Source organism: Hyphobacterium vulgare, from assembly GCF_042643335.1.
Lineage (GTDB): Bacteria > Pseudomonadota > Alphaproteobacteria > Caulobacterales > Maricaulaceae > Hyphobacterium > Hyphobacterium vulgare.
The window spans coordinates 1-21309 of sequence record NZ_JBHRSV010000006.1; the positions used below are offsets into that span (position 1 = coordinate 1).

At 67.7% G+C, this 21309-nt stretch carries 14 protein-coding genes and 1 pseudogene; 12 read left to right on the forward strand and 3 right to left on the reverse strand.

Annotated features, from left to right (window positions below; genetic code table 11):
• Both ACFOOR_RS15260 and ACFOOR_RS06035 read left to right on the forward strand, forming a co-directional pair.
• Positions 1-104: pseudogene (locus ACFOOR_RS15260) on the forward strand (IS30 family transposase); the annotation flags it as partial.
• 67 nt (positions 105-171) lie between these two features.
• Positions 172-1635: a sodium/proline symporter gene (locus ACFOOR_RS06035; RefSeq protein WP_343165546.1), complete on the forward strand. Its 1464-nt coding sequence runs from the start codon at positions 172-174 to the stop codon at positions 1633-1635.
• Here the strand turns inward: ACFOOR_RS06035 and ACFOOR_RS06040 are convergent.
• The 3 genes from ACFOOR_RS06040 to ACFOOR_RS06050 form a co-directional block, all read right to left on the reverse strand.
• Positions 1599-3458, reverse strand: coding sequence for a monovalent cation:proton antiporter-2 (CPA2) family protein (locus ACFOOR_RS06040; protein ID WP_343165545.1), 1860 nt, complete (start codon positions 3456-3458; stop codon positions 1599-1601). The two genes, ACFOOR_RS06035 and ACFOOR_RS06040, sit on opposite strands and share 37 nt — an antisense overlap.
• A gap of 70 nt (positions 3459-3528) precedes the next feature.
• On the reverse strand, positions 3529-4584 hold the full coding sequence (locus ACFOOR_RS06045) for a helix-turn-helix domain-containing protein (protein WP_343165544.1): 1056 nt from the start codon (positions 4582-4584) through the stop codon (positions 3529-3531).
• Between the two features lie 101 nt (positions 4585-4685).
• The gene (locus ACFOOR_RS06050; protein WP_343165543.1) at positions 4686-5012 is read right to left on the reverse strand and encodes a UrcA family protein; all 327 of its coding nucleotides are present in this window, start codon (positions 5010-5012) and stop codon (positions 4686-4688) included.
• A 479-nt stretch (positions 5013-5491) separates the two neighbouring features.
• Between ACFOOR_RS06050 and ACFOOR_RS06055 the strand changes: the two genes are divergently transcribed.
• The 10 genes from ACFOOR_RS06055 to ACFOOR_RS06100 all read left to right on the forward strand — a co-directional run bounded on the left by ACFOOR_RS06055 (position 5492) and on the right by ACFOOR_RS06100 (position 21246).
• Positions 5492-6484 carry a homoserine dehydrogenase gene (locus ACFOOR_RS06055; protein WP_343165542.1) on the forward strand — a complete coding sequence of 331 codons (993 nt, stop codon included), beginning with the start codon at positions 5492-5494 and terminating at the stop codon, positions 6482-6484.
• Positions 6481-7347, forward strand: coding sequence for an alpha/beta fold hydrolase (locus tag ACFOOR_RS06060; protein WP_343165541.1), 867 nt, complete (start codon positions 6481-6483; stop codon positions 7345-7347). The genes ACFOOR_RS06055 and ACFOOR_RS06060 overlap by 4 nt, the downstream gene beginning before the upstream one ends.
• On the forward strand, positions 7344-8495 hold the full coding sequence (locus ACFOOR_RS06065; protein ID WP_343165540.1) for a trans-sulfuration enzyme family protein: 1152 nt from the start codon (positions 7344-7346) through the stop codon (positions 8493-8495). Before ACFOOR_RS06060 ends, ACFOOR_RS06065 begins: the two co-directional genes overlap by 4 nt.
• 62 nt (positions 8496-8557) lie before the next feature.
• Positions 8558-8788 carry a FeoA family protein gene (locus ACFOOR_RS06070; RefSeq protein ID WP_343165539.1) on the forward strand — a complete coding sequence of 77 codons (231 nt, stop codon included), beginning with the start codon at positions 8558-8560 and terminating at the stop codon, positions 8786-8788.
• On the forward strand, positions 8788-10629 hold the full coding sequence (gene feoB, locus ACFOOR_RS06075; RefSeq protein WP_343165538.1) for a ferrous iron transport protein B: 1842 nt from the start codon (positions 8788-8790) through the stop codon (positions 10627-10629). The genes ACFOOR_RS06070 and feoB overlap by 1 nt, the downstream gene beginning before the upstream one ends.
• 72 nt (positions 10630-10701) lie before the next feature.
• Positions 10702-12408 (forward strand): class I adenylate-forming enzyme family protein, encoded by a 1707-nt coding sequence (locus ACFOOR_RS06080; protein WP_343165537.1) that lies wholly within the window; start codon positions 10702-10704, stop codon positions 12406-12408.
• Positions 12409-12560: 152 nt separating this feature from the next.
• Entirely contained in the window at positions 12561-13496 is a 936-nt protein-coding gene (locus ACFOOR_RS06085) for a fatty acid desaturase (protein WP_343165536.1), read from the forward strand.
• Positions 13497-13675: 179 nt separating this feature from the next.
• Positions 13676-15427, forward strand: coding sequence for an autotransporter assembly complex protein TamA (locus ACFOOR_RS06090; protein WP_343165535.1), 1752 nt, complete (start codon positions 13676-13678; stop codon positions 15425-15427).
• 2 nt (positions 15428-15429) lie between these two features.
• Positions 15430-19518 (forward strand): translocation/assembly module TamB domain-containing protein, encoded by a 4089-nt coding sequence (locus ACFOOR_RS06095; RefSeq protein ID WP_343165534.1) that lies wholly within the window; start codon positions 15430-15432, stop codon positions 19516-19518.
• Between the two features lie 120 nt (positions 19519-19638).
• Positions 19639-21246 (forward strand): L,D-transpeptidase family protein, encoded by a 1608-nt coding sequence (locus tag ACFOOR_RS06100; RefSeq protein WP_343165533.1) that lies wholly within the window; start codon positions 19639-19641, stop codon positions 21244-21246.
• The last annotated feature ends 63 nt before the right edge of the window (positions 21247-21309 follow it).

Consider the following 21309-nt stretch of genomic DNA (forward strand, 5'->3'; position numbering starts at 1 on the left):
ACAACACCCCGCGCAAATGCCTTGACTACAGAACCCCCGCAGAGGCCTTCTCAGACCACCTGTTGCACTTCAAACGAGAATCCACCTTCCCGCCTTCGCGGGAAAGACGAACGACCCCCTTTGCCTCTCCGCGCGACTCCCCGCTAGTGTCGCGGCAACGGGGAGAGGGCCATGGACAACTGGATCATTCTGGGCACGCTCGCGGCCTACAAGCTGATGCTGCTCGGCGTCGGCCTCTGGGCCGCGAACCGCAACAGGAGCGAGAGCGACTTCTTCCTCGGCGGCCGCGGCCTCGGCCCCTGGGTGGCAGGCCTCTCCTATGCCGCCTCGACCTCCTCGGCCTGGGTGCTGCTCGGCTTTTCCGGCTTCGTCTATGCCGCCGGCATTTCGGCGCTGTGGATGGTGCCCGGAATCCTCGCCGGCTATGTCGTCGTCTGGGTCTGGCTGGGACCGCGCATCCGCGCCGAGACCGAGGCGCGCGGCCACGTCACCATGACCGACTACATGGCGGCCGGCACGGGCGGGATCATGCGCAAGGCGATCGCGCTGTGGAGCGCGCTCCTCGTCCTGTTCTGCTTCATCTTCTACATCGCGGCGCAATTCGGTGCCGCCGCCATCGCCTTCGAGAGCCAGTTCGGCCTCGGGCATTTCGAGAGCGTCGCCATCGGCGCGGCGGTGATCCTGATCTATTCGCTGATGGGCGGTTTCTGGGCCGTCAGCGTGACCGACACCATTCAGGGCGCGCTGATGGCGCTGATTGCGGTTGCACTGCCGCTGACCGCGCTGATCGCGGCGGGCGGTCCGGCGGGCGTGTTCGAGACCCTCGCCGCCCGCGAACCCTCGGCCTACCTGTCCTGGACCGGCGAGCGGGGAGTCTTCCTCTTCCTCGGTTTTGCGATGGGGATTGCCGCGATCGGCCTGGGTACATTCGGCCAGCCGCACCTGATCGCCCGCCTCATGGCCGTGAAGGACGATGCGGCCCGCAAGCGCGGCTTCGTCATCGCCATCAGCTGGGCCGTCATCGTCTATGCCGGCATGTCGACGCTGGCGCTGTCGGGCCGGGCCCTGCTCGGCGCTGGCCAGGAGGGCGAAGCGCTGTTCTACACCCTCGCCGCACAGCTGTTCCCGACCGTGCTCGCCGGCCTGATCATCGCGGCCGTCCTGTCCGCCGTCATGTCGACCGTCGACAGCCTGCTGATCGCGACTTCGGCCGCCGTCGCCCACGACATGGGCGTGGCCAAGGCGATGCCGGGCCGCGAAGTGCTGATCTCGCGCATCGTGATGACCGTATTGTGCGTGCTGGCCGTCATCCTGGCCATGACGCTGCCGGCGACGATTTTCGACCGCGTGCTGTTTTCCTGGTCGGCGCTGGGAGCGGCCTTCGGACCGATCCTGTTTGCCCGGGTCGCCGGGCGCGAACCGGCCGGTGCCGCCATCCTGCTGGCGATCACGGCGGGCTTCTTCACGACGGTCTTCTTCTATGCCTGGGGTCAGATCGGCGGCGACAGCTGGCCGGCACAACTGGCCGCCCTGCCGGGCGATCCGTTCGAGCGGGTCGCCCCTTGGATCGTGCCGCTCATCCTTGTCTTCGCCTGGCGTCAGTCCCGGCGGACGGGGTCGTCGCCCCTTTCGTGATCGAGCCGGTCCTTTGACAACACCTCGCCCAGCGTCTGGGTCAGCGACCGCGCCCGGCTGATATAATTCTGGTTCCGGAACACGTCCGGATTGTCCTTCCAGTGCTCGAACAGATCGGCCAGGCCCGCCTCGTCATGCTCGCGGAACCGCGCCTTCATCCGCTCGGCCTGGTCGCTTGAGATGCCGAGCGCCTCGAGCGCGTGGCCGGCGGCTTCGAGCGAGGAGAAGAAGGTCTCGCGGATCACCACGTCCGCCCCGGCCTCGCACAGGCGGTAATTGCTGACACGGTCGGTCGCCCGCGCGATCACCACTGTCTCGGGATGCAGCTTCTTCACGTGATCGATGATGGCGATCGACTTGTCCACGTCGGCCAGAGTGACCACCACGACCTTCGCCTTCCCCAGCCCCGCCGCGTGCAGCAATTCCGGCCGCGACGCATCGCCGTAATAGGCCTTGACACCGAATGTCTTCAGAAGCTCGATCTGCGGCGCGGAGTGATCCAGAACCACGGTCGAAAACCCGCTCGCGGTCAGCATGCGCTGCACGATCTGGCCGAAGCGTCCGAGCCCGGCAATGATCGCCACGCCCTCCTCGTCGATCGTGTCAGCCTCGCGCTGTTCGACAGGCGCGTGCTGCTGGAACCTTGGTCTCAGGAATCGCTGCCAGGCGATGAAGAGCAGCGGCGTGACCAGCATGGACAGCGTGATCGCGAGCGTCAGGCGCGTCGCCAGCACCTCTGACAGCACGTCATTTCCGGTGGCGAAGGCCAGCAGCACGAAGCCGAACTCGCCCGCCTGCGCCAGGCCAAGCGCGGCCAGCCAGCGATCGGTCGGGGGCAGTTTGAAGGCCAGCGCGATGGCGAATATCACTGCGATCTTCAAGGCGATCAGCCCCGCTGCGATTCCCGCGATGACCGCCGGTTCGGACGCCAGCACGCGGAAATCGACCCCGGCTCCGACCGTGATGAAGAACAGGCCGAGCAACAGTCCCTTGAACGGGTCGATGTCGCTTTCCAGCTCGTGGCGGAACTCGCTGTCGGCCAGCACGACGCCGGCGAGGAAGGCGCCGAGCGCCGGCGACAGACCGACCATCGACATCAGCCACGAGATTGCGATCACGATCAGCAGCGCCGAAGCGGTGAACATTTCGCGCAGCCGCGTGTTGGCGATGACGCGCAACAGCGGACGCACCGCGTAGCGACCGGCCAGGATCACCGCCGCGACCGCGCCGATGATGATCCCGCCCTGCATCCAGCCGGCCAGGTGCGAGATCGCGGTGCCGGAATGAACCTCTTCGCTCGCAAAACCGCCGGGCACCATCAGAAGCGGCAAAAGGGCGAGGATCGGGATGACCGAAACGTCCTGGAACAGCAGGATGGCGAAGCTGGCCCGCCCGCCTTCGGTCTTCATCAGGGATTTTTCCTCGAGCGTCTTCAGAACGATGGCGGTCGAGGACAGGGACAGGATCAGGCCGACCGCGATCGAGGCGCGCCATTCCAGCCCGAGGGCGAGGCAGGCGAGCGCGATCAGCGCTGCGGTGACGATTACCTGGGCGCCGCCGAGACCGAGCAGCCGGGTCCGCATCTGCCACAGCAGTTTGGGCGACAATTCCAGTCCGATGATGAACAGCATCATCACCACGCCGAATTCGGCGAAGTGGAGCAGGGTCTCGGCGTCGATCCCGATCGCGGGCAGGATCGGCGACAGGGCGATGCCGGCCAGCAGATAGCCGAGCACCGAGCCCAGACCGAGCCGGTTGGCGATCGGCACGGCGATCACGCCCGCGATCAGGAAGACCAGTGCCTGCCCGAGAAATCCGTCCATGATGCCGCCTCCGAAGCCCTGCCCAATCTAGGGGGCGACGCGGCACACGCAATGCCGGATCCTGTCCGGTTCAGGCGCGCGACAATTCCCGGCGGCGGAACACGGTCGGGCTCATCCCGGTCGCGTCGCGGAAGGCGCGGTTGAAACTCGCGATCGAGCCATAGCCGAGATCGAAGGCGACCTGGACGATCTGCCGCCGCGACTCCTCGGGATCGGACAGGATGGTCTTGGCGTCAGCGATCCGTGCCTCGTTGAGGAAGCTGGAAAAATTGCGATAGCCGAGCCCCTGATTGATCAGCCGGCGCAAGCGGTGTTCGGTCGTGCCGACAATCGTCGCCAGCTCGCCGACCGTCAGGCCGGGCTGGCGGTACCGCCCGCCGGACATCTCTGCCTGCAGCCGGGCGATGACCGGCCGGTCTTCCGGCGCGATGCCCGCGATCACGCTTTGCGCCTCGCCGATCGGCGTCGCGGCCTGCGGCGGTGCGAAAATCTCCTCGCGGGCTTTCAGCGCCCACAGCCCGAAGGCCAGGGCCAGCAGGAAGGCCACGATCGCCTCGACCCGCGAATAGAGGACCAGGACGGTGTCCGGCGCGTCGGTCAGCTTCATCACCACCATGGTGATCGACAGCAGTCCGACGGCCAGGCTGAAGAAGACGCGGAAGCCGCGCCGGTGGACCACCAGATCATCGGCGAGATGCCGGATCGCCAGCGTGATCGTGTGCGCCATGAAGAAGAGGATGAATCCGGCGCCGATCAGTTCCGCCGCGGCGGCCGGAAGCGTGCCGGGCATCACCCGGACGAGCAGGTGCGAAAGCCCGACCGGCAGGACCGGCCAGAGGCAATGGATACGCCAGCAGAAGCGGTCGTTGAACAGCGACAGCGCAAACCAGTAGAAGAAGACGCTTTCGAGATCGCCGAGCGGCAGGATCGCGAACCGTGCCGCGCCCAGCGCATCCAGCAGATAGGGCGGATGGCAGATCAGATACGCCCCCGCGCCGAACGCGAACAGCGCGCCGAGCCGGGCCGTGTTCGACCGGCCGCTCATGAGCAGGCCCGCCCCGGTGAGCACACACAGGGCGGTGGCGCCGGCGCGCAGCGCGATCTCGATCAGGTCGGCGGTTTCCATTCCGGGCAATTTACTCCCCTCGCCGGAAAGTGTGCCAGAAAATTGCGCCGGCCTGCCGTTCGCCGCTCAGGGTTGGCGGACGGCAGGCCGGCTCTGGGGCGTCAGTCCCGCTCGGCGTAGAGCCGCGGGATCGCGGGCTGACCTGCATGAGTCCGCTCGGCATGGAGCTGGACGAGCTGGGGGGCGTTCAGATCCGCGATGGCACGATCCATCGTGTCGGCGGTGCAGACCCGGACGCGGTATTCCGACCAGATGCCGGGGGCATTGTCGGCCTGGCACACCGCGCGGGCGGTCTCGTGCAGCCGGTCATAGGCCTCGGCCGCGCCGGCCGGGGTGGCGAGCGCCGCCCGGTCGATGGTGACGTCTTGGGCGGCGGGGGTTTCGGCGGCGAATTGCAGGGCAGCCGCCAGGATCAGGGAGGAGAGCATGTTCGACCTCTTCGGGTTCGTGGAACGCTCTGGACTGAACCCGTCTTTCCGGCCGCCATCTCCGCGAATTCGAAATTGCGCAGCGATTTTTCGGCGCTGAGCGAAGGTTTTCGGAATTGAGGAGGGTGGGGCGCGTGCCCGGTACTTTTCTCTTCTCCCTTCAGGGAGAAGGTGGCGCGAAGCGCCGGATGAGGGGTCTTCTGCTTCCATTGAGCCCAACGGAAAAGACCCCTCACCCTGACCCTCTCCCTGAAGGGAGAGGGAAGACGTCAGCGCCACTTACGAACCGGGTTTACATCACATAACAATATATTTATACGCTGATGTGCGCCGATTTGATTGTCAGCTTGCGGGCGCGGAAGAAGTGCGGCTAAAGCGGCGTTGGGCGGGGAAACCGCGCCCGTCCGGTCCCCTCGAGGGGCCGGATCGCTGCCATCGGCGTGTCGTATCGCTTTCGCTCAACATGCGGAATCCGACCGATGTCTCTTTCTCTTCTTGTTTCCTCGCCGGCGTCCCCGACGCCGTTTCCGCGCGTCCTTCCCGAACGGCCGCTGCGCGCCGTGCTGCTCGGCTGCGGCACAGTGGGGGGCGGTGTGCTGGACGGTATTCGCCAATCGCTGGCCGGCGATGTGACCGTCGAAGCCATCCTCGTCTCGCGCCACCGCAAGGGCCGCGCGCCGGGCCGCTTCTTTACCGAGGCCGAAAGCGTGTTTGCGGCAGGTCCGCGCCTCGTGATCGACTGCCTGCCGGACGGTGAACTGGCCGAACGTCTTCTGGAGCTGGCGCTTCAGTCCGGGGCCGACATCGTCTCTGCGAACAAGGCGGTGATCGCACGCCGCCCCGACGTCGCGGTGCGCGCCCGCGAGCGCGGCCAGATCCTGCGCTTCTCTGCCGCCGTCGGCGGCGAGTTGCCCGTACTGGAAACCGTGTCGCGCGTCCGCGGCGAGGGACGCGCCATCCTGGCGGTGGCCGGCGTCGTAAACGGCACGTCGAACTTCGTGCTCGACCGGCTCGCCGAAGGGGCGGGTCTGGACACCGCGATCCGCGCGGCCCAGGCACTGGGCTTCGCCGAGGCCGACCCGTCCGCCGATCTCGAAGGCCGCGACGCGGCCGCCAAGCTGACGCTGATCGCCCGCGCCGCCTTCGGCCGCGATCCCGATTCCGTCACGCTTGAAGCGATCGACGCCGGCACGCCCGGCCGCGTTCGCGAGGCCGCCGCCTGCGGCTACCGACTGCGCCAGATCGCGATCCTGCGGGCGACGAATGCCGGGGTCGAGGCCAGCGTCAGCTTGACGCCGCGCGCGCCGGGCGATCCGCTGGGCGATGTGCGAGACGAGGAGAATGCGGTGCGGATTTCCTGCGAGGGCGGCGACACCATCCTGCTGACCGGACGCGGAGCCGGCCGCGAGGCGACCGCCTCCTCGGTCCTGTCCGACATCAGGGCCGTGATCGCGGCGCGGTGCGGGCGGTGAGTCGGGCTCGCGCGATCGAAGGCCGGATCGAAGGCCCCGAGGGAGCGCCGGCCGTGCTGGTGCTCGGCGGCATCTCCTCGGGCAAGAATCTGACCGGCGCGGGCGGCTGGTGGCCCGGCGTGGCCGGGCCGGGCGGCGCGCTCGATCCGGCGTGCCATCGCCTGATCTCCGCCGACTTCCTCGACACCGGCGAAGCCGGCTTCCCCTCAGCCGGGGAACAGGCAAAGGCGATCCTCGGCCTGATCGCGGGATGGGAGATCGGCCGCTTTCACATTGTCGGGGCCTCCTATGGCGGCAGCATCGGCCTCGCCATCTCGCTGGCCGCTCCGGAACGGGTCTCGGGCGTGACCTGCATCAGCGCCGCGCACCGCGCCGATCCTCTGGCCACGGCCTGGCGGTCGATTCAGCGGGAGATCGCCGAATTCGGCCTGAAGCACGGCAACGGTCCGGGCGCGCTCGATCTCGCCCGGCGGCTGGCCATGACCACCTACCGGACCCGGGACGAATTGCGCCTGCGTTTCCTTGACCCGGCGCCCGGCACGCGGGACGCCCGGGGCATCACCGCTTGGCTCGAAGCCGCCGGCGCGAAATACGCGGCGAAAACCGCGCCGGAACACTTCCTTGCTTTGTCCCGCGCGCTCGACGCGGTCGATCTCGATCCATCGAGGATCAAAGTGCCGGTTCACTATGTCGCGGTCGAGGACGATCTCCTCGTTCCGCTCACCGACATGGAAGAGGCCGCATCGCTCACTCCGGACTCCCGGCTCACCGTGATCCGCTCGATCTACGGCCATGACGCCTTCCTCAAGGAAGTCGAGGTCATGAACGCGCTGATTTCCGCCGATCTGGAGCGGCCGTCATGACCGGTTTCGACACACGCGCGGCGCGCGCCGGGATCAACCGCGATCCGGCCCATCGCGCCATCACCGCCCCGATCCACCTGTCGTCGGCTTATGCCCGCGAAACGCCGGAAACCGTAACGGACTTCGACTATGCCCGCACCGCCCATCCCGGCCGCGCCTTGTTCGAGGAGTCCATTGCGGAACTGGAGGGTGGCGTGGGCGCGGTCGCGACGGCTTCGGGCATGGCGGCGATCGATCTTCTGCTCAACGATCTGCCCCACGGCGCGCGGATTGTGGCCCCGGTCGATGCCTATGGCGGTACTCGCCGCCTGCTCGATGCCCGCGCCGCGGGCGGCCGGTTCGAGGTGATCTATGCCCGCTCGTGGGAGACCGGTGCGATCGAGGCCGCGCTTGCCAAGGGCGCCGCGCTGCTGATCCTCGAAACCCCGTCCAATCCGCTGCTGCGGATCACGGACATTGCCGCGGCCGCCCGGCTCGGAAAGGCGGCGGGCGCGCTCGTGGCGGTCGACAACACGCTGCTGTCGCCGGCACTCCAGCGCCCGATCGAACTCGGCGCCGATTGCGTCATTCATTCCGCGACCAAGCTGATCAATGGCCATTCCGACATGGTCGGCGGGGTGCTGGTCGAAACCGATCCGAAGCGGCTCGACCGACACCGCTGGTGGGCGAATGCCGCGGGGACGGGTCTGGCCGGATTCGATGCCTTCCTGGCGCTGCGCGGCATCCGCACCCTGCCGGTCCGCGCCCGAACCCAGTCGGCCGCCGCGCTCGACATCGCGCAATGGCTCGCGTCTCGCCCGGACGTCGCGGCCGTGCACTATCCCGGACTGGCCGGTCATCCCGGACATGAACTCGCCGCGCGCCAGCAATCGGGATTCGGCGTCGTTCTCAGCCTCGAACTGGCCCCGGATCTCGACCCCCGCATCTTCGCGAAGCGGCTCGCTTTGTTCACGCTGGCCCAGTCGCTGGGCGGGGTGGAAAGCCTCGTCAGCCTGCCGGCCTCGATGACCCATGCGTCCATGACGGAGGCCGCCCGGGCCGAGGCCGGGATATCCGACGGCCTGGTCCGCCTGTCGGTCGGTCTCGAGGATTCCGCCGACCTCGTCGCCGACCTCGAAGCGGCGCTGACTGCGGCCGCGACGACGTGACCCCTTGCCGACCCAGTTGAAATCGAGTTGCATCTTCAGCGCCATTTCCGACGGGGTTGGGCATGACACTCGATGAACTCGCACGCGGCCAGGTCGCGCGCGTCACCGGTTTCGCAACGGGGGATTCCGGGCTTGAGCCCAAGCTCCGCGAGATCGGTTTTGCCGAGGATGATGAAGTCGAGATCGTGCATTTCGGACCTCTGATGGCCCGTCCGGTCTGTGTCCGGCTCAACCGGACGCTGATCGCCCTTCGCCGCAACGAGGCTGCCGCGATCGAGGTTTCGATCGGCTGATGTCCGCACTCAGACTGGCTCTCGTCGGCGCGCCGAATTCCGGCAAGTCCACCCTGTTCAACGGCCTCACCGGCGGCACCGCCAAGGTCGCCAACTATGCCGGTGTCACGGTCGAGACCCGATCGGGCTTTTTCAGCACCGCCGCGGGCGACGAGGTCGAGCTGATCGACCTGCCCGGCATCTACGGGATCAATGCCCGGTCGACCGACGAACGGATCGCGGTCGACATGATTTCCGGCCGGCTTCCGGGCGTCACCGCGCCGGACGCGATCCTCGTCCTGATCGATGCCGCGACCTTGCGCACGCATTTGCACACCGTGCTGCAGATGAAGGCGTTCGGGCGGCCGATGATTGTCGTTCTGAACATGATCGATCTCGCGGAGCGCGACGGGCTGGAACTCGACGTGCCCCGACTCGAGGCCGAACTCGGCGTGCCGGTCGTCACCGCTCGGGCGACCAGAGGCCCGGGCCGGGCCGCGCTGCTGGAGCGGCTCGCCGAGGAAGCGCCGAAATGGACGCGCGGCGTGCCGGACGCGCCGCTGACCATCCCGGCGCTGGACCTGAAGGCGCTTCAGACCGACGCGCGGCGCATCGCCCGCGACGCCACGCTGCACGAGCCGGCGGCCAACAGCTTCACCCGGTCGGTCGACAACATCGTGCTCAACCCGGTCGCCGGGCCGCTCATCCTCGCCGCCATCCTGTTCCTGATGTTCCAGGCCGTCTTCACCTGGGCGACGCCCTACATGGACGGGATCGAATGGCTCGCCGGATCGCTCGGCGCGGCCGTCTCGGCGGCGCTGCCGGACGGATTGCTGCAGAGCCTGATCGTCGACGGCATCATCGCCGGCGTCGGCAGCGTGGTCGTCTTCCTGCCCCAGATCGTCATTCTCTTCACCTTCATCCTGCTTCTCGAGGCCTCGGGCTACATGACCCGCGCGGCCTTCCTGATGGACGAGCTGATGCTGCGCGTCGGGCTCAACGGACGCGCCTTCATCCCGCTTCTTTCGAGCTTTGCCTGCGCCATTCCCGGCATCATGTCGGCGCGCACGATCGAGAATGAGCGCGACCGGCTGACGACCATTCTCGTTGCCCCGCTGATGACGTGTTCGGCGCGCCTGCCGGTCTACACGCTGATGATCGCCGCCTTCATCCCGAACCAGACCGTCTGGGGCTTCGTCGGCCTGCAGGGCCTCGTCATGTTCGGCCTCTATCTCGCCGGCGTGGTCAGCGCCGTCCTGGTCGCCTTCGTGCTGAAACGCACCGTGACCCGCGGCGCGGCACAGTCCCTCATCATGGAATTGCCGACCTACAAATGGCCGAATGCCCGCGACTTTTTCCTCGGCCTGTGGATGCGGGTCGCGGCCTTTCTGAAGCGTGCCGGTACGATCATCTTTGCGGTTTCGGTCATCCTCTGGGTGCTGACCACCTTCCCGCTCGGCGCCGACGGCCTGCGTCAGACCATTGCCGGGCGGATCGGTTCGGTTCTCGAACCCGTCCTTGCGCCGATCGGTTTCAATCTCGAAATCGCCATCGCGCTGATCCCGGGCCTTGCGGCGCGGGAAGTCGCCGTCGGGGCGCTCGGCACGGTTTATGCGGTGCAAGGGGCGGAGGAAAACACCGAGGGCCTCGCCGCCGTGCTGCAAAACGCATGGTCGTTGCCGACCGCGCTCGCCTTCCTCGCCTGGTATGTCTTCGCACCGCAATGCCTCGCGACATTGGCGGCGGCGCGGCGCGAGACGAATTCCTGGGCCTGGACGGGTTTCATGTTCGGCTATCTCTTCGTGCTGGCCTGGGTCGCCGCCGGCGCCACCTATCACATCGCCCGTTTCGCAGGCCTGTAGACCGGTTTTCCTTGATCGGCGAACACTGTTCACTACCATCCCGGAAAACATGAGAATCCGGGGAGGAATTCGATGTCCGAACGCCGTTCGGCCCCGCCGCGCGAAGCGGTGGAAAAGGCCGTCATGCATATCGTCCAGAACGAACCGCTCTTCGCGGTCGGGGTGGAAGAGATCAGAGGCGTTCCCCACCGGGTCTACAAGCATGCGCCGCCCGATCTGCGCGGCCTGATCGCGATCTGCGAAAGTCACGGCGATCGCACCGGCGTGGTACTCGGCGATCAGCGCTGGAGCTTCGCCGAACTCGCGCGCAATGCCCGCACCTTCGGGGCCGGGCTGGCCGCGAAGCTCGGCGTGAAGAAGGGCGACATGGTCGCCCTCGCCATGCGCAATTCCCCGGAATGGATGGCGGCCTATCTCGGCATTGCCTCGATCGGCGCGGTGGTCGTGCCGCTCAATGGCTGGTGGACCGAGGAGGAAATGGCCTTCGCGCTGGGTCATTGCGGCGCGAAATTCGTGATCTGCGATCCCGAGCAGGGGTCCCGAATCCTGCCGTCGAAATCGAAACTCGGCTTCACGGTGATCGCGTCCCGCGGCGCCCTCGATGGCGCCGACGATCACTTTGACGCCGTGTTCGAGGCCGGCCGCGACACCGCGCCGCCAGCCACGGCGATCGCACCGGATGACGATCTCGCCGTGATGTACACGTCGGGATCGACCGGCCATCCCAAGGGCGTGATCCTGACCCATCGCGCTGCCTGGTCGACGCTGCTCTCCTTCGCCTTGCTCGTCACCGCGACCAAGGCGACGCCGCAAGGCGCCAAGCTGTTTCCCGAGAACCCGTCCATCCTCGTGACCCTGCCGCTGTTCCACGTCACCGGATCGCACCCCGTCTTCATGCTGTCCCTGCTCGCGGGACGGACGCTCGTCCTGATGCACAAATGGTCGCCGAGCGAGGCCGCCCGCCTGATCGAGGCGGAGAAGATCACCAATTTCGTCGGCGTCCCGACCATGTCGCACGAGCTGATGCTGGCGGCGCGGGAAGGCGGCTATTCTCTGGACAGCCTGACCGATATCGGTTCGGGCGGCGCGAAACGGCCCGCCGCCCAGGTCGCCGAGCTGGCGAAACAATTCCCCGGCGCCTGGTCCAGCTCCGGTTACGGCCTGACGGAATCGAGCGCGCTCGGCACCTATAACGGCATGACGGACTACCAGGCCCGTCCCGGCGCGGCCGGACGGGTGATCCCGGCGGTGACCGAATTGCGCGTCGTCCTGGAAGACGGCACCGACGCCCCGATCGGTGAGGTCGGTGAAGTCTGGATCCGTACGCCCGGAAACTTCCGCGGCTATCTCGGTCAGCCCGAGGAGACCGCCAAGGCACTGACCGCGGATGGCTGGCTGAGGACCGGCGATCTCGGCACGTTCGACGCCGAGGGCTTCCTGACCATCGTCGACCGGCTGAAGGACATGATCGTGCGCGGCGGCGAGAATGTCGCCTGTCTCGAAGTCGAGGCCGCGCTCCTGCGCCACCCCGAAATCCGCGAGGCCGCGGTATTCTCCGTACCCGACGAACGTCTCGGCGAATCCGTTGGCGCAGCAATTGTCGTTGCTCCGGGTACGGAGATCGAAACCGGCGATATTCTCGCTTTCCTCAAGCCGCATTTGGCTGCTTTCAAGCGGCCCGACCACGTCTGGATACGCACGTCGAAACTGCCCAGGACGGGTACGGAAAAGCTCGACAAGCGCGCGATCCGGAAGCTGTGCCTCGAAGGCGATGCATAACAACGGCTTGCATCCGGCGCTCCGTTTACCAACTGATCAAATGTCGCAGATCATGCTTGCGCTCAGCCGATTCGACCGATTCAGTTTTCCTCGCATCCGGCTTTCGCGGATGGTTCTGCCGCGCCTGGCGCGTAACGTAAGGTAACGCCTACATGACGATTGAAACCGCCCTCCGTGCCCGTTCCGAAGAGATATTGCGCTCCTGGCGCACGCTCGACTGGACGAGCGCCTTTTCCGCCGTGATCTATCCCGCGCTCGGCGTGCTGACCCTGGTGGTCGCGCTGGTGCTGGGCTTCGCGCTGGAAAGCATCCACCTGCACTGGTGGTACGCTCCGCTCGCCATCCTGACGACGGCCGCCGCCGTCTTCGTGTGCAATATGGGCATCGGCCCGCTGCACCGGATCTGGCAGCATCGCGCCGGTCATCTCTCGACCCCGGTTCAGGTCATCGTCGCGATCAATTGCATCATCGCCATGCAGGGCAAGCTGAAGGACTGGGTGAACTATCACTCCCAGCACCACCGCCATGCCGACGAGCCGGGCGATCCGCACAACCCGTCGGAAGGCAAGTTCTGGGCCTGGATCGGCTGGATATTGTGGCGCGACAAGCAGGACATGGATCGTCCGATGGCGCGCTGGCTGTCCCGTTTCAAGGTCGTCGAATGGGCCGACAGGAACCATCTCTGGCTTTCGGCCGTCGTGCACCTGGTCCTGCCCGGACTGGTCTACGCCGTCTTCGCCCTGCTCGGCTGGCCGCTCGTTCTGGCCGCCATCCTGCACGCCTCGGCGGTGATCGGCCGCGGCATGCAATTCCACGCCACGACGCTCGGCGTGAACGTGTTCGGCCACATGAAGACGCCGAAATGGTTCGCCTACACGCTGGCGCTCCTGACCGGCGGCGAGGCGCTTCACGGCCATCACCACGACTTCCCGCGCTCGGCGCTCAACCTGCCGCGCAAGGGCATCTGGAACCGTATCGTCGATTATAACGGCACGGTTCTCCTCCTGCTGTCGAAACTGCGCCTCGCGCGCGACCTCGTCATCGCGCCGCAATTCGAGCCTGCAGCGGTTCCGGCAAAAGCCAACTGACCGCCCGACCGGCGTGAAAGCGTGAGGCCGTCCGGCAATGCCGGGCGGCCTTTTGCATGACGGGTCGGCCTTGCCTTGCAGCGATACCGGCCAACCGCCGCAATTTCGCCCGTCCGGTCTGGAATGGGCTGGCCGGAAAACGAAACCCTTTTCCCCGGGATGCGTATAGTTTGCCTCTGATGAAGTCTTCCGGTCTCGCCATCCTCCTCGCCGCCGGACTGGCCGCGCCCGTCTGGGCCGAGCCGGTCGCGCGCATACGCGATGTCGAGGACGAGAGCTTGCGCAGCCAGCTGCGCGCCGTGATCGGCGAAACTCCCCATGCGCCGGCCGGTCCGCGCGAGGCGCGGCAGCGCGCCGAGGAGGCCGCGGCCCGGGTCCGGCGGGCGCTGCGCTCCTTCGGCTATTATGCCGGCACGGCCACGGCGGTCGTGCTCGACGGGGACGGCAGGCTGCGTCCCGCCGTCCGTGTCGAACCCGGCCCGCGCTTCACCTTCTCCAGCGTCGATCTCGATCTGACGCGTCCGGTCACGCAGCCGGCCGCTGAACGCACGCGTGCGGCGTTCACGCTGTCCGAGGGCGATCCGGTCGATGCGCAATCCATCCTCGCCGCCGAGCACGAGGCGGTCGTGACGCTGCGCGCCGAGGGATATCCCGACGCCGAGACCCGCGAGCGCGACATCGTCGTCGATCACGCCGCGACAACCGCGCGCGGGCAATTCATCATCGAGCCCGGCCCCTTCGCCCGTTTCGGCGCGATCGAGATGCCGGGCGAAACCATTCTGCGCCCGTCCTATGTGCGCCGCCTTGCCCCATTCGTACCCGGCGACCCGGCCGCGCCCGAGGCGCTGATCGACTTCGCCGATCGACTCTCCGGCCTGCCCGGCGTGGAACGGGCCGAAGTCCGTCTCGGCGACACGGTCGACGGCGAGGAGGCGCGGACCGTCATCGTCGAACTGGAAGCCGCGCCGCGCCACCAGCTCGAACTCGGCGCGGGCTACTCGACCACCGAGGGCGCCGGCATCGAAGGCGAATGGGCGCGGCGCAACCTGTTCGGCGGCGCGGAAGCCCTGACCCTGACGGCCCGTCTCGCAACCCTCGACAGCCTGGCGGGCGCGCGGCTCGAATTCCCGAACTGGCAGCGCTACGGCCAGACGCTGACCCTCACCGCAGAGGCCGAGGCCGAGCGGACCGACGCCTATGACCGCGAGGCCTTCACGCTCGGGGCCGGGCTGCGGCGCGCCATTTCCGACGAGCTGGCGGCGACACTGGGTGCGGAAATCGAAACCGCCCGCGTCGAGGAAGCCCGCGGCGTCACCCGGACCCGGGCCGGCGATCTGCAGCTGGCCGCGGCTTCGATCGGTGCGATCTGGGATCGCCGCGACGATCCGCTCGATCCTCAGACCGGCTTCACGCTCGAAGGCGATTTCGTGCCCGCCGCCGTATTCGACGACGGCTTCACCACCTTCTACACGGCCCGGATTGCGGCGACCGCCTACTATCCGCTCGCCGAAGACGTCGTTCTGGCCGGCCGCGCCAGGCTCGGTACGATCCTCAATGTCGATGCCGCCGAAATCCCGGCCGACCGGCGCTTCTATGCCGGCGGCGGCGGGTCCGCTCGCGGCTTTGAATACCAGTCGCTCAGCCCGGCAGGTCCGACTGGCCAGCCCTTCGGCGGCACATCACTGGTGGAAACCAGTGTCGAAGTGCGCTGGCGCCGTTCGGACACGCTCGGCTTTGCCGCCTTTATCGACAGCGCCGCGGCAGGTTCCGACCCGATGCCCGATATCAGCGCCATGCGTGCTGCCTTCGGCATTGGTGTGCGCTACTATACCGGCTTCGGACCGATCCGGCTCGATCTCGCGACCCCGCTCGACCGCCGCGATGGCGAGGACCCGGTCAGCATCTACATCTCCATCGGTCAGGCCTTCTGATCATGGCCGCGCGCACGCCATCGCTTCGAACCGGACTGATCTGGGCCGCCGTCATTCTGGGCGGTGTTCTGGCACTGCTCGCCGGATTGCGCCTGATCGTCGCCACGCCGGTCGGCACGTCTCTGGTGGCGGGCCAGCTCGACGGCCGCGACCTTCCTGGGATCGGCCGGGTCGAAATCGACGGTCTTGAGGGCGATCTCCTGTCCCGTCTCCGGTTCGGCGAACTGACGATCACCGACGCGGACGGGACCTGGCTGGAGCTGCGTGACGTATCGCTGGACTGGCGGCCGCTGCGCTACCTCACAGGGGGCGGAATCGTCATTCACGATCTCGAGGCCGGATTCGGCCGTCTCGACCGCCTGCCGCAAGGCGGCGGAGGCGGTTCGGGGGGAAGCCTTTCCCTGACGGAAGCGCGGATCGACCGCCTCAACCTTGATCGTTTCGAACTCGGCGAAGGGATTGCCGGACCGGAGATCGCCTTCACCGCACAGTCCAGCCTCGATATCGGCGCACGCGGTGCCGTGGATTTCGACGCGCGCTTCGAACGGGTCGATATGCCGGGAGACGTTGCAACCGCGTCCTTCACCCGGGCGCAGAATGGACGCATGTCGGCCACCCTCGATGTCGAGGGCGCGCCGGACGGTCCGATCGCAAGCCTGCTCGGCATCACCGGACATGCCATCGCGATGGACGCCAATCTCGCCGGAACGCCGGACGAGGGATCGGGTGATGCCGACCTCCGGCTCGACGGGCAGGAAGTCGGCGAGGCCCGCCTTCAATGGGCCAACGCCGAACTGAGTGTCCGCGTCCGCTTCGGCGCGCAGCAATGGCCGAACCGCTGGGTCCGGCGCATCCTGGGGGGTGACGCCGAGGGCGAGGCGCGCATCGATTTCTCCGGCCGCCGCCCGCAGCTTGTGTCGCTTGTGGCTGACGCCGGGCCAACCCATGCCGAAATCACGCCGTCCGGCGCGGCGTGGGCCGTCACGCTGGAAACCGACGGCGCGCAGATCGCGCGCTGGAGCGGGGAGCCGCTCGAGGCGGCGCGGGTGACCTTCGACGGCGTTGGCGACCTTTCCGGGGACCGCTCGATCCACGGCGACATCTCGGCGGAAGGTGTCGCCTATCGTGGCTTCTCCGCCGAAACATTGACCGGCTTTGCCGCGGTCGAAGGACCGGTTTCCGGACTGCGGATCGAATTCGCCGCGGATCTGGCGGGGGCGGGCTATCCCGAGCCGCGTCTAGCCGCCATTCTGGGCCCGAGACCGCATCTTGAAGGCGTCGTCCGCCGCGATCCGGACGGCCGCAACTGGTTCCTTGAAGACCTCGTCGCCGAAGGCAATGGCAACCGCGCCGAAGCGGCCGGCGATGTCCGGCTGGCCGACCGCGCCTATGGCCTCTCCGGAGAGCTGAGCCTGACCCGGCTTGGCGGCTTGCTGGACGGATTGTCCGGCAATGCGAGCGCTCGCGTTGAACTCGATGGCGGCTTTGATGGCGCATTGACCGTTTCGCTCGACGGACAGGCGCGCAATCTCGCGGGCCCGGACGTCATCGCGCAACTCGGCGACCAGGCGGACCTGCGCGGCACGCTGACCCGGACGGCTGGTGGCCGCTACGGCATTGAGGATCTGCTTGTCCGGTCCGAGGGTCTGACCGCCGAAGGACGCATCGATTTTACGTCCGGCAATGCCTGGCGCGCCGATGCGGAGGCCCGCGCCCGGCGCGATCTCGTCTTTGGTCCGGTCTCGCTGGCGGCCGGGACCACCGCGACCGTCACCGCCTCCCCGCAAGACGGTCAGACCGTCTGGCGCCTCGAAGCGGGTGGCGAGCGCATCACGACAGGGCCCGTTGCCATGTCGACCCCCATGCTGGTCATCGACGGACGCGGTGGGTCAGACGACCTCAGCGCCGATATCCGCTTCACTGCCGGGACTGAACAGGGTGAGCTCGACCTGACCGGCACCATCGCGCGGACTGGCGAAAGCTGGGCGCTGCGCAGCCTGTCGGGCACGGCAGGCCCGGTCCGGTTGACCGGGCAGGGCCGTTACGGCCCGGAAGGCCCGGCCGGCCGGGTTGAAGGGCGCTACGAGAACGGTCCCGGCAGTGTTGTCGCCGTTGCTGATTTCGGCGAGACGGGCGGGTCGCCGGTTTCCATCGCGATCGATGCCCGCGGCTTCCAGTGGGCCGATGGCCGCGTCGACCGGCTGCACCTCGACGCCGAGGGCACGCTCGACGCGATGGACATCACGCTGCACTCGACGGGCTTTTTCGCCTCGGCCTGGACGGTGAACGGCGAAGGCCGTTTCCTCCGCGGTGATGACGGCATGGCGGTATCCTTCTCGCCGTCCGGCGAATGGGGCGATGTCGAACTCGCCACGGTGAACCGGCTTGTCTACGCAATGCCGTCGAACGAGGCCCCGCGCTTTTCCGGTGCCTGGCGCCTGAACAATGGTGTCTTCGCGCTTCAGTGGCAGGGCGGCGAAGCGCCGAATGCCGAGCTTGATCTGTCAGATGTGCCGATCGGCCTGATGTCGCTCTACCGCGAGCGCACGCCGGCGGAAGGCACGATCTCGGGACGCATCGCCTATCGCCGTACACCGGCCGGCCCGGAGATCGAGGCCGATCTGCGTGGTGAGGGCCTGCGCCCGCCGGGGACGGACCCGGACTCCGCCCTGACCGCCCGCCTTTCGGGCACGCTGGCCAGCGGACTGGCCCGCGCGATCCTTGAGGCGGAAGGCAATGATCTGGTCGCCGAAGCGCGGATGGAGGCCGACTTCGGAACGCTCGCGACGCTGGCGGAAATCCCCGACCGGATGGATACCGCGATCGAAGGTGAAGCAAGGCTGAGCGGCGCCATCGGCCCGCTCGCCGCATTTCACCTGCCCGAGAACCACCAGCTCTCGGGCAATGTGGTTGGCGATGCGCACTTCACCGGAACGCTGGGCGCGCCGGATTTCTCCGGCACGCTGAACGGCAATGCTATCGCCTACCGCGAAATCCGGCAGGGCGTGTCGATCCGTGACGGTGAAATCGCCGCGACCTTCTCGGGCGAAGGCCTGGACATCGATACGCTGACCGCCAGCGACGGTGACCGCGGCACCCTGACCGGCAGTGGAGGATTGTCGCTGGCCGGCGGCCGGCCCGAAGGCGAATTCCAGCTCGAATTCCGTAATTTCACGGCGCTCGACCGCAACGACCTTCAGGCCACGGCAACGGGCAGTGTGACGATCGCCGTGCGGCCGGAGGACACGATCCTCGTGACCGGGGAAACCCGGCTCGACCGGGTCGAGGCGCGCATCCCGGAGAGTGGCCGCGCCTCCATTGTCGAGATTGACGTGACCGAAGTGAACGCGCCGCCCGGCCATCGCATCGTCGCGCGCCGCCAGCCATCACCGGTCGAACTTGATTACCGGGTTCGCGCCGCCCGGCGGATTTTTGTACGCGGCCCCGGCTTCGATACCGAGTGGGGCGCCGACATCGATGTGACCGGCCGCGCCGATTCCCCGCGTCTGAACGGCAATGCGCGGCTTCAGAGCGGGACTGTGAATTTCGCCGGCCGGCCGTTCGAATTCGAGAGCGGGCGCATCCGCTTCGATGGCGAACCTGCCGACGCCCGGCTCGACATCGTCGCCGTGCGCACCGATGACAGCCTGACTGCGCAGGTCCGGGTGACGGGCCGTGTGACCGCCCCGGAAATCCGTCTCTCCTCGACCCCGCAACTGCCAGAAGACGAAATCCTGTCGCGCATCCTGTTCGGTCGCTCGGCCTCCGAGCTTTCGCCACTTGAAGCCGCCCAGCTTGCCTCGACGCTGTCGGGTGCCGCGACCGGTGTGGGCGGTTTCGGGGCGTTCGACCGGTTGCGCTCGGCGATCGGCATCGACCGCCTGTCCGTGCGGGCCGGCGAGGACGGTCCGATCGTGACCGGTGGCCGCTATATCGACGACGACGTCTATCTCGAGATCGAATCCGGCGGCGGTACCGCTCAGACCGCGGCGCGTATCGAATGGGAAGTCCGCCCGAATGTGACGCTGATCTCGCGCCTGACGGGCGATGCCGGAGCGTCGATCGCGGTGCGCTGGCGGACCGAATACTAGGCGCTGGATGGCCAGGACAGGCCGGGGCTCGAATTTCTTTCGAATCCGCCTTCGATTCCGTCCCGAATATGGTTAACGTGCGGCCCGCTCGGGGAAGTCAGATCGCGAACCAGGGGGGTCATGCGGCGGTTTCCGGTTATTGGTGTTCTGTGTCTGGCGCTGGGACTCACCTCCGCGGCGCACGCGCAGATTCGCGGCGAGCTCTCGCCCGTCGGCACGGCGGAATTCTATGCCGACCGGCAGGATGCGCCGGCCTGGACGACGGCCGGTTTCGACGAACTTGTCACCGCGGTCGGCGAGGCCTGGATGCATGGTCTGCCGCCCGAGCGTTACGGCCACGCGCGCCTGTCCGACCCGGACTTGCCGCCCGGCCTGCGCGACCGGCTGGCGACCGACGCCTGGCTGACCCTGGCCGGCGACCTCTATTACGGCCTCGTCGATCCGCGATCGGTCGAGCGGGAGTGGACGCTGGACAAGCCCCCGGTCGATCTCGTCGACCATCTGCGCACGGCGCTCGCGACCGGCGAGATCCGGCACGGGCTCGAAGCGCTTGCGCCGTCCTTTCCCGAATATGCCGCGCTGCGCCGCGAGCGCATCCTGCTCGGCGTCGAGGCGCGGACCCATGCGCCGATCGGTGACGGCGACGACCTGGCCCTTGAAAGCCAGGGCGAGCGCGTCGACCGGTTGCGCCAGCGCCTCGCCGAGATCGATCCGGCGCTGGCGCTGGTCCCGGCGGGCCGTCCCTTCGATGCGGCACTGGAGCGCGCGGTCCGGCGGTTCCAGCGCGACGCGCGTCTTGAGCCGACCGGCATTGTCAGCGCGCTGACGCAAGAGGCGCTCGACCGCACGCCCGATGAGCGCGCCGCCCAGCTCGCGATCAACATGGAGCGTTGGCGCTGGCTGCCTGCCGATCTCGGTCGGCGGCATATCCGGGTGAATGTCGCCGACTACCGGCTCGAAGCCTGGGCCGACGGCGTCCGGGTCTCGACCCACGAGGCCATGGCCGGACGCACCAGCGCCGCTACGCCGGCCTTCTCCGCGACCATGACCTATCTGGTGTTCAATCCCTGGTGGGAGACGCCGACCAGCCTCGGCGGCGGGACGCTGCGCTCGATCCGGCGCAATCCCGACTATGCCCGCTGGGCCGGCTACCAGGTCGTCGACCGGTCGGGCCATGCCGTCGATCCGCACACGATCGACTGGACGACCCGGTCGCTCTCGGACTTCCGAGTCCGCCAACGCCCCGGTGCCAACAATGCGCTTGGCGAGGTGAAATTCATGTTCCCCAACCGGCACAACATCTACATCCACGACACCCCGGCGCGGGACGATTTCGACGTCACCAACCGGCGCGCCGTGTCGTCCGGCTGCGTCCGCGTGCAGGACCCGTTCGATCTCGCCGAATGGATCCTCGAAGGGCAGGAAGGCTGGGACCGCACCGCGATCGACGAGGTGACGGCGGGGTCACGGGCCACGCGGGTCAATATCGACGATCCGGTCGAGGTCCATATCCTCTATCTCACCGCCGCGCCCGGCGAGTACGGCCGCGTGCGCTATCTCGACGACATCTATGGCCGCGACCGTCAATTGCTGACGGCTTTCGAGGCCGGTCTTGCCGTATCGCCGGCGGCGATGGAGCAGGACCGGCTCGGCCAGGGCGTGCCGCCGGACATGCCGGTCGCGCTGTCACCAGTCTCCGGCCATCCCCGCGCGGCGATGCGCCGCTGACGCCGGCTTCGCCTTTTGCACCAATCGCAGCTATATCCGCAGTTCGGGCGACGGACCTTGCGG

Bases quoted from the DNA above. Each gene is read 5' to 3' on its own strand.
- ACFOOR_RS06050 (WP_343165543.1), bottom strand. From the start codon at position 5,012: ATGCTCTCCTCCCTGATCCTGGCGGCTGCCCTGCAATTCGCCGCCGAA.
- ACFOOR_RS06100 (WP_343165533.1), top strand. From the start codon at position 19,639: ATGCGGCGGTTTCCGGTTATTGGTGTTCTGTGTCTGGCGCTGGGACTC.
- ACFOOR_RS06070 (WP_343165539.1), top strand. From the start codon at position 8,558: ATGACACTCGATGAACTCGCACGCGGCCAGGTCGCGCGCGTCACCGGT.
- feoB (WP_343165538.1), top strand. From the start codon at position 8,788: ATGTCCGCACTCAGACTGGCTCTCGTCGGCGCGCCGAATTCCGGCAAG.
- ACFOOR_RS06080 (WP_343165537.1), top strand. From the start codon at position 10,702: ATGTCCGAACGCCGTTCGGCCCCGCCGCGCGAAGCGGTGGAAAAGGCC.
- ACFOOR_RS06045 (WP_343165544.1), bottom strand. From the start codon at position 4,584: ATGGAAACCGCCGACCTGATCGAGATCGCGCTGCGCGCCGGCGCCACC.
- ACFOOR_RS06035 (WP_343165546.1), top strand. From the start codon at position 172: ATGGACAACTGGATCATTCTGGGCACGCTCGCGGCCTACAAGCTGATG.
- ACFOOR_RS06040 (WP_343165545.1), bottom strand. From the start codon at position 3,458: ATGGACGGATTTCTCGGGCAGGCACTGGTCTTCCTGATCGCGGGCGTG.
- ACFOOR_RS06095 (WP_343165534.1), top strand. From the start codon at position 15,430: ATGGCCGCGCGCACGCCATCGCTTCGAACCGGACTGATCTGGGCCGCC.
- ACFOOR_RS06090 (WP_343165535.1), top strand. From the start codon at position 13,676: ATGAAGTCTTCCGGTCTCGCCATCCTCCTCGCCGCCGGACTGGCCGCG.
- ACFOOR_RS06085 (WP_343165536.1), top strand. From the start codon at position 12,561: ATGACGATTGAAACCGCCCTCCGTGCCCGTTCCGAAGAGATATTGCGC.
- ACFOOR_RS06065 (WP_343165540.1), top strand. From the start codon at position 7,344: ATGACCGGTTTCGACACACGCGCGGCGCGCGCCGGGATCAACCGCGAT.
- ACFOOR_RS06055 (WP_343165542.1), top strand. From the start codon at position 5,492: ATGTCTCTTTCTCTTCTTGTTTCCTCGCCGGCGTCCCCGACGCCGTTT.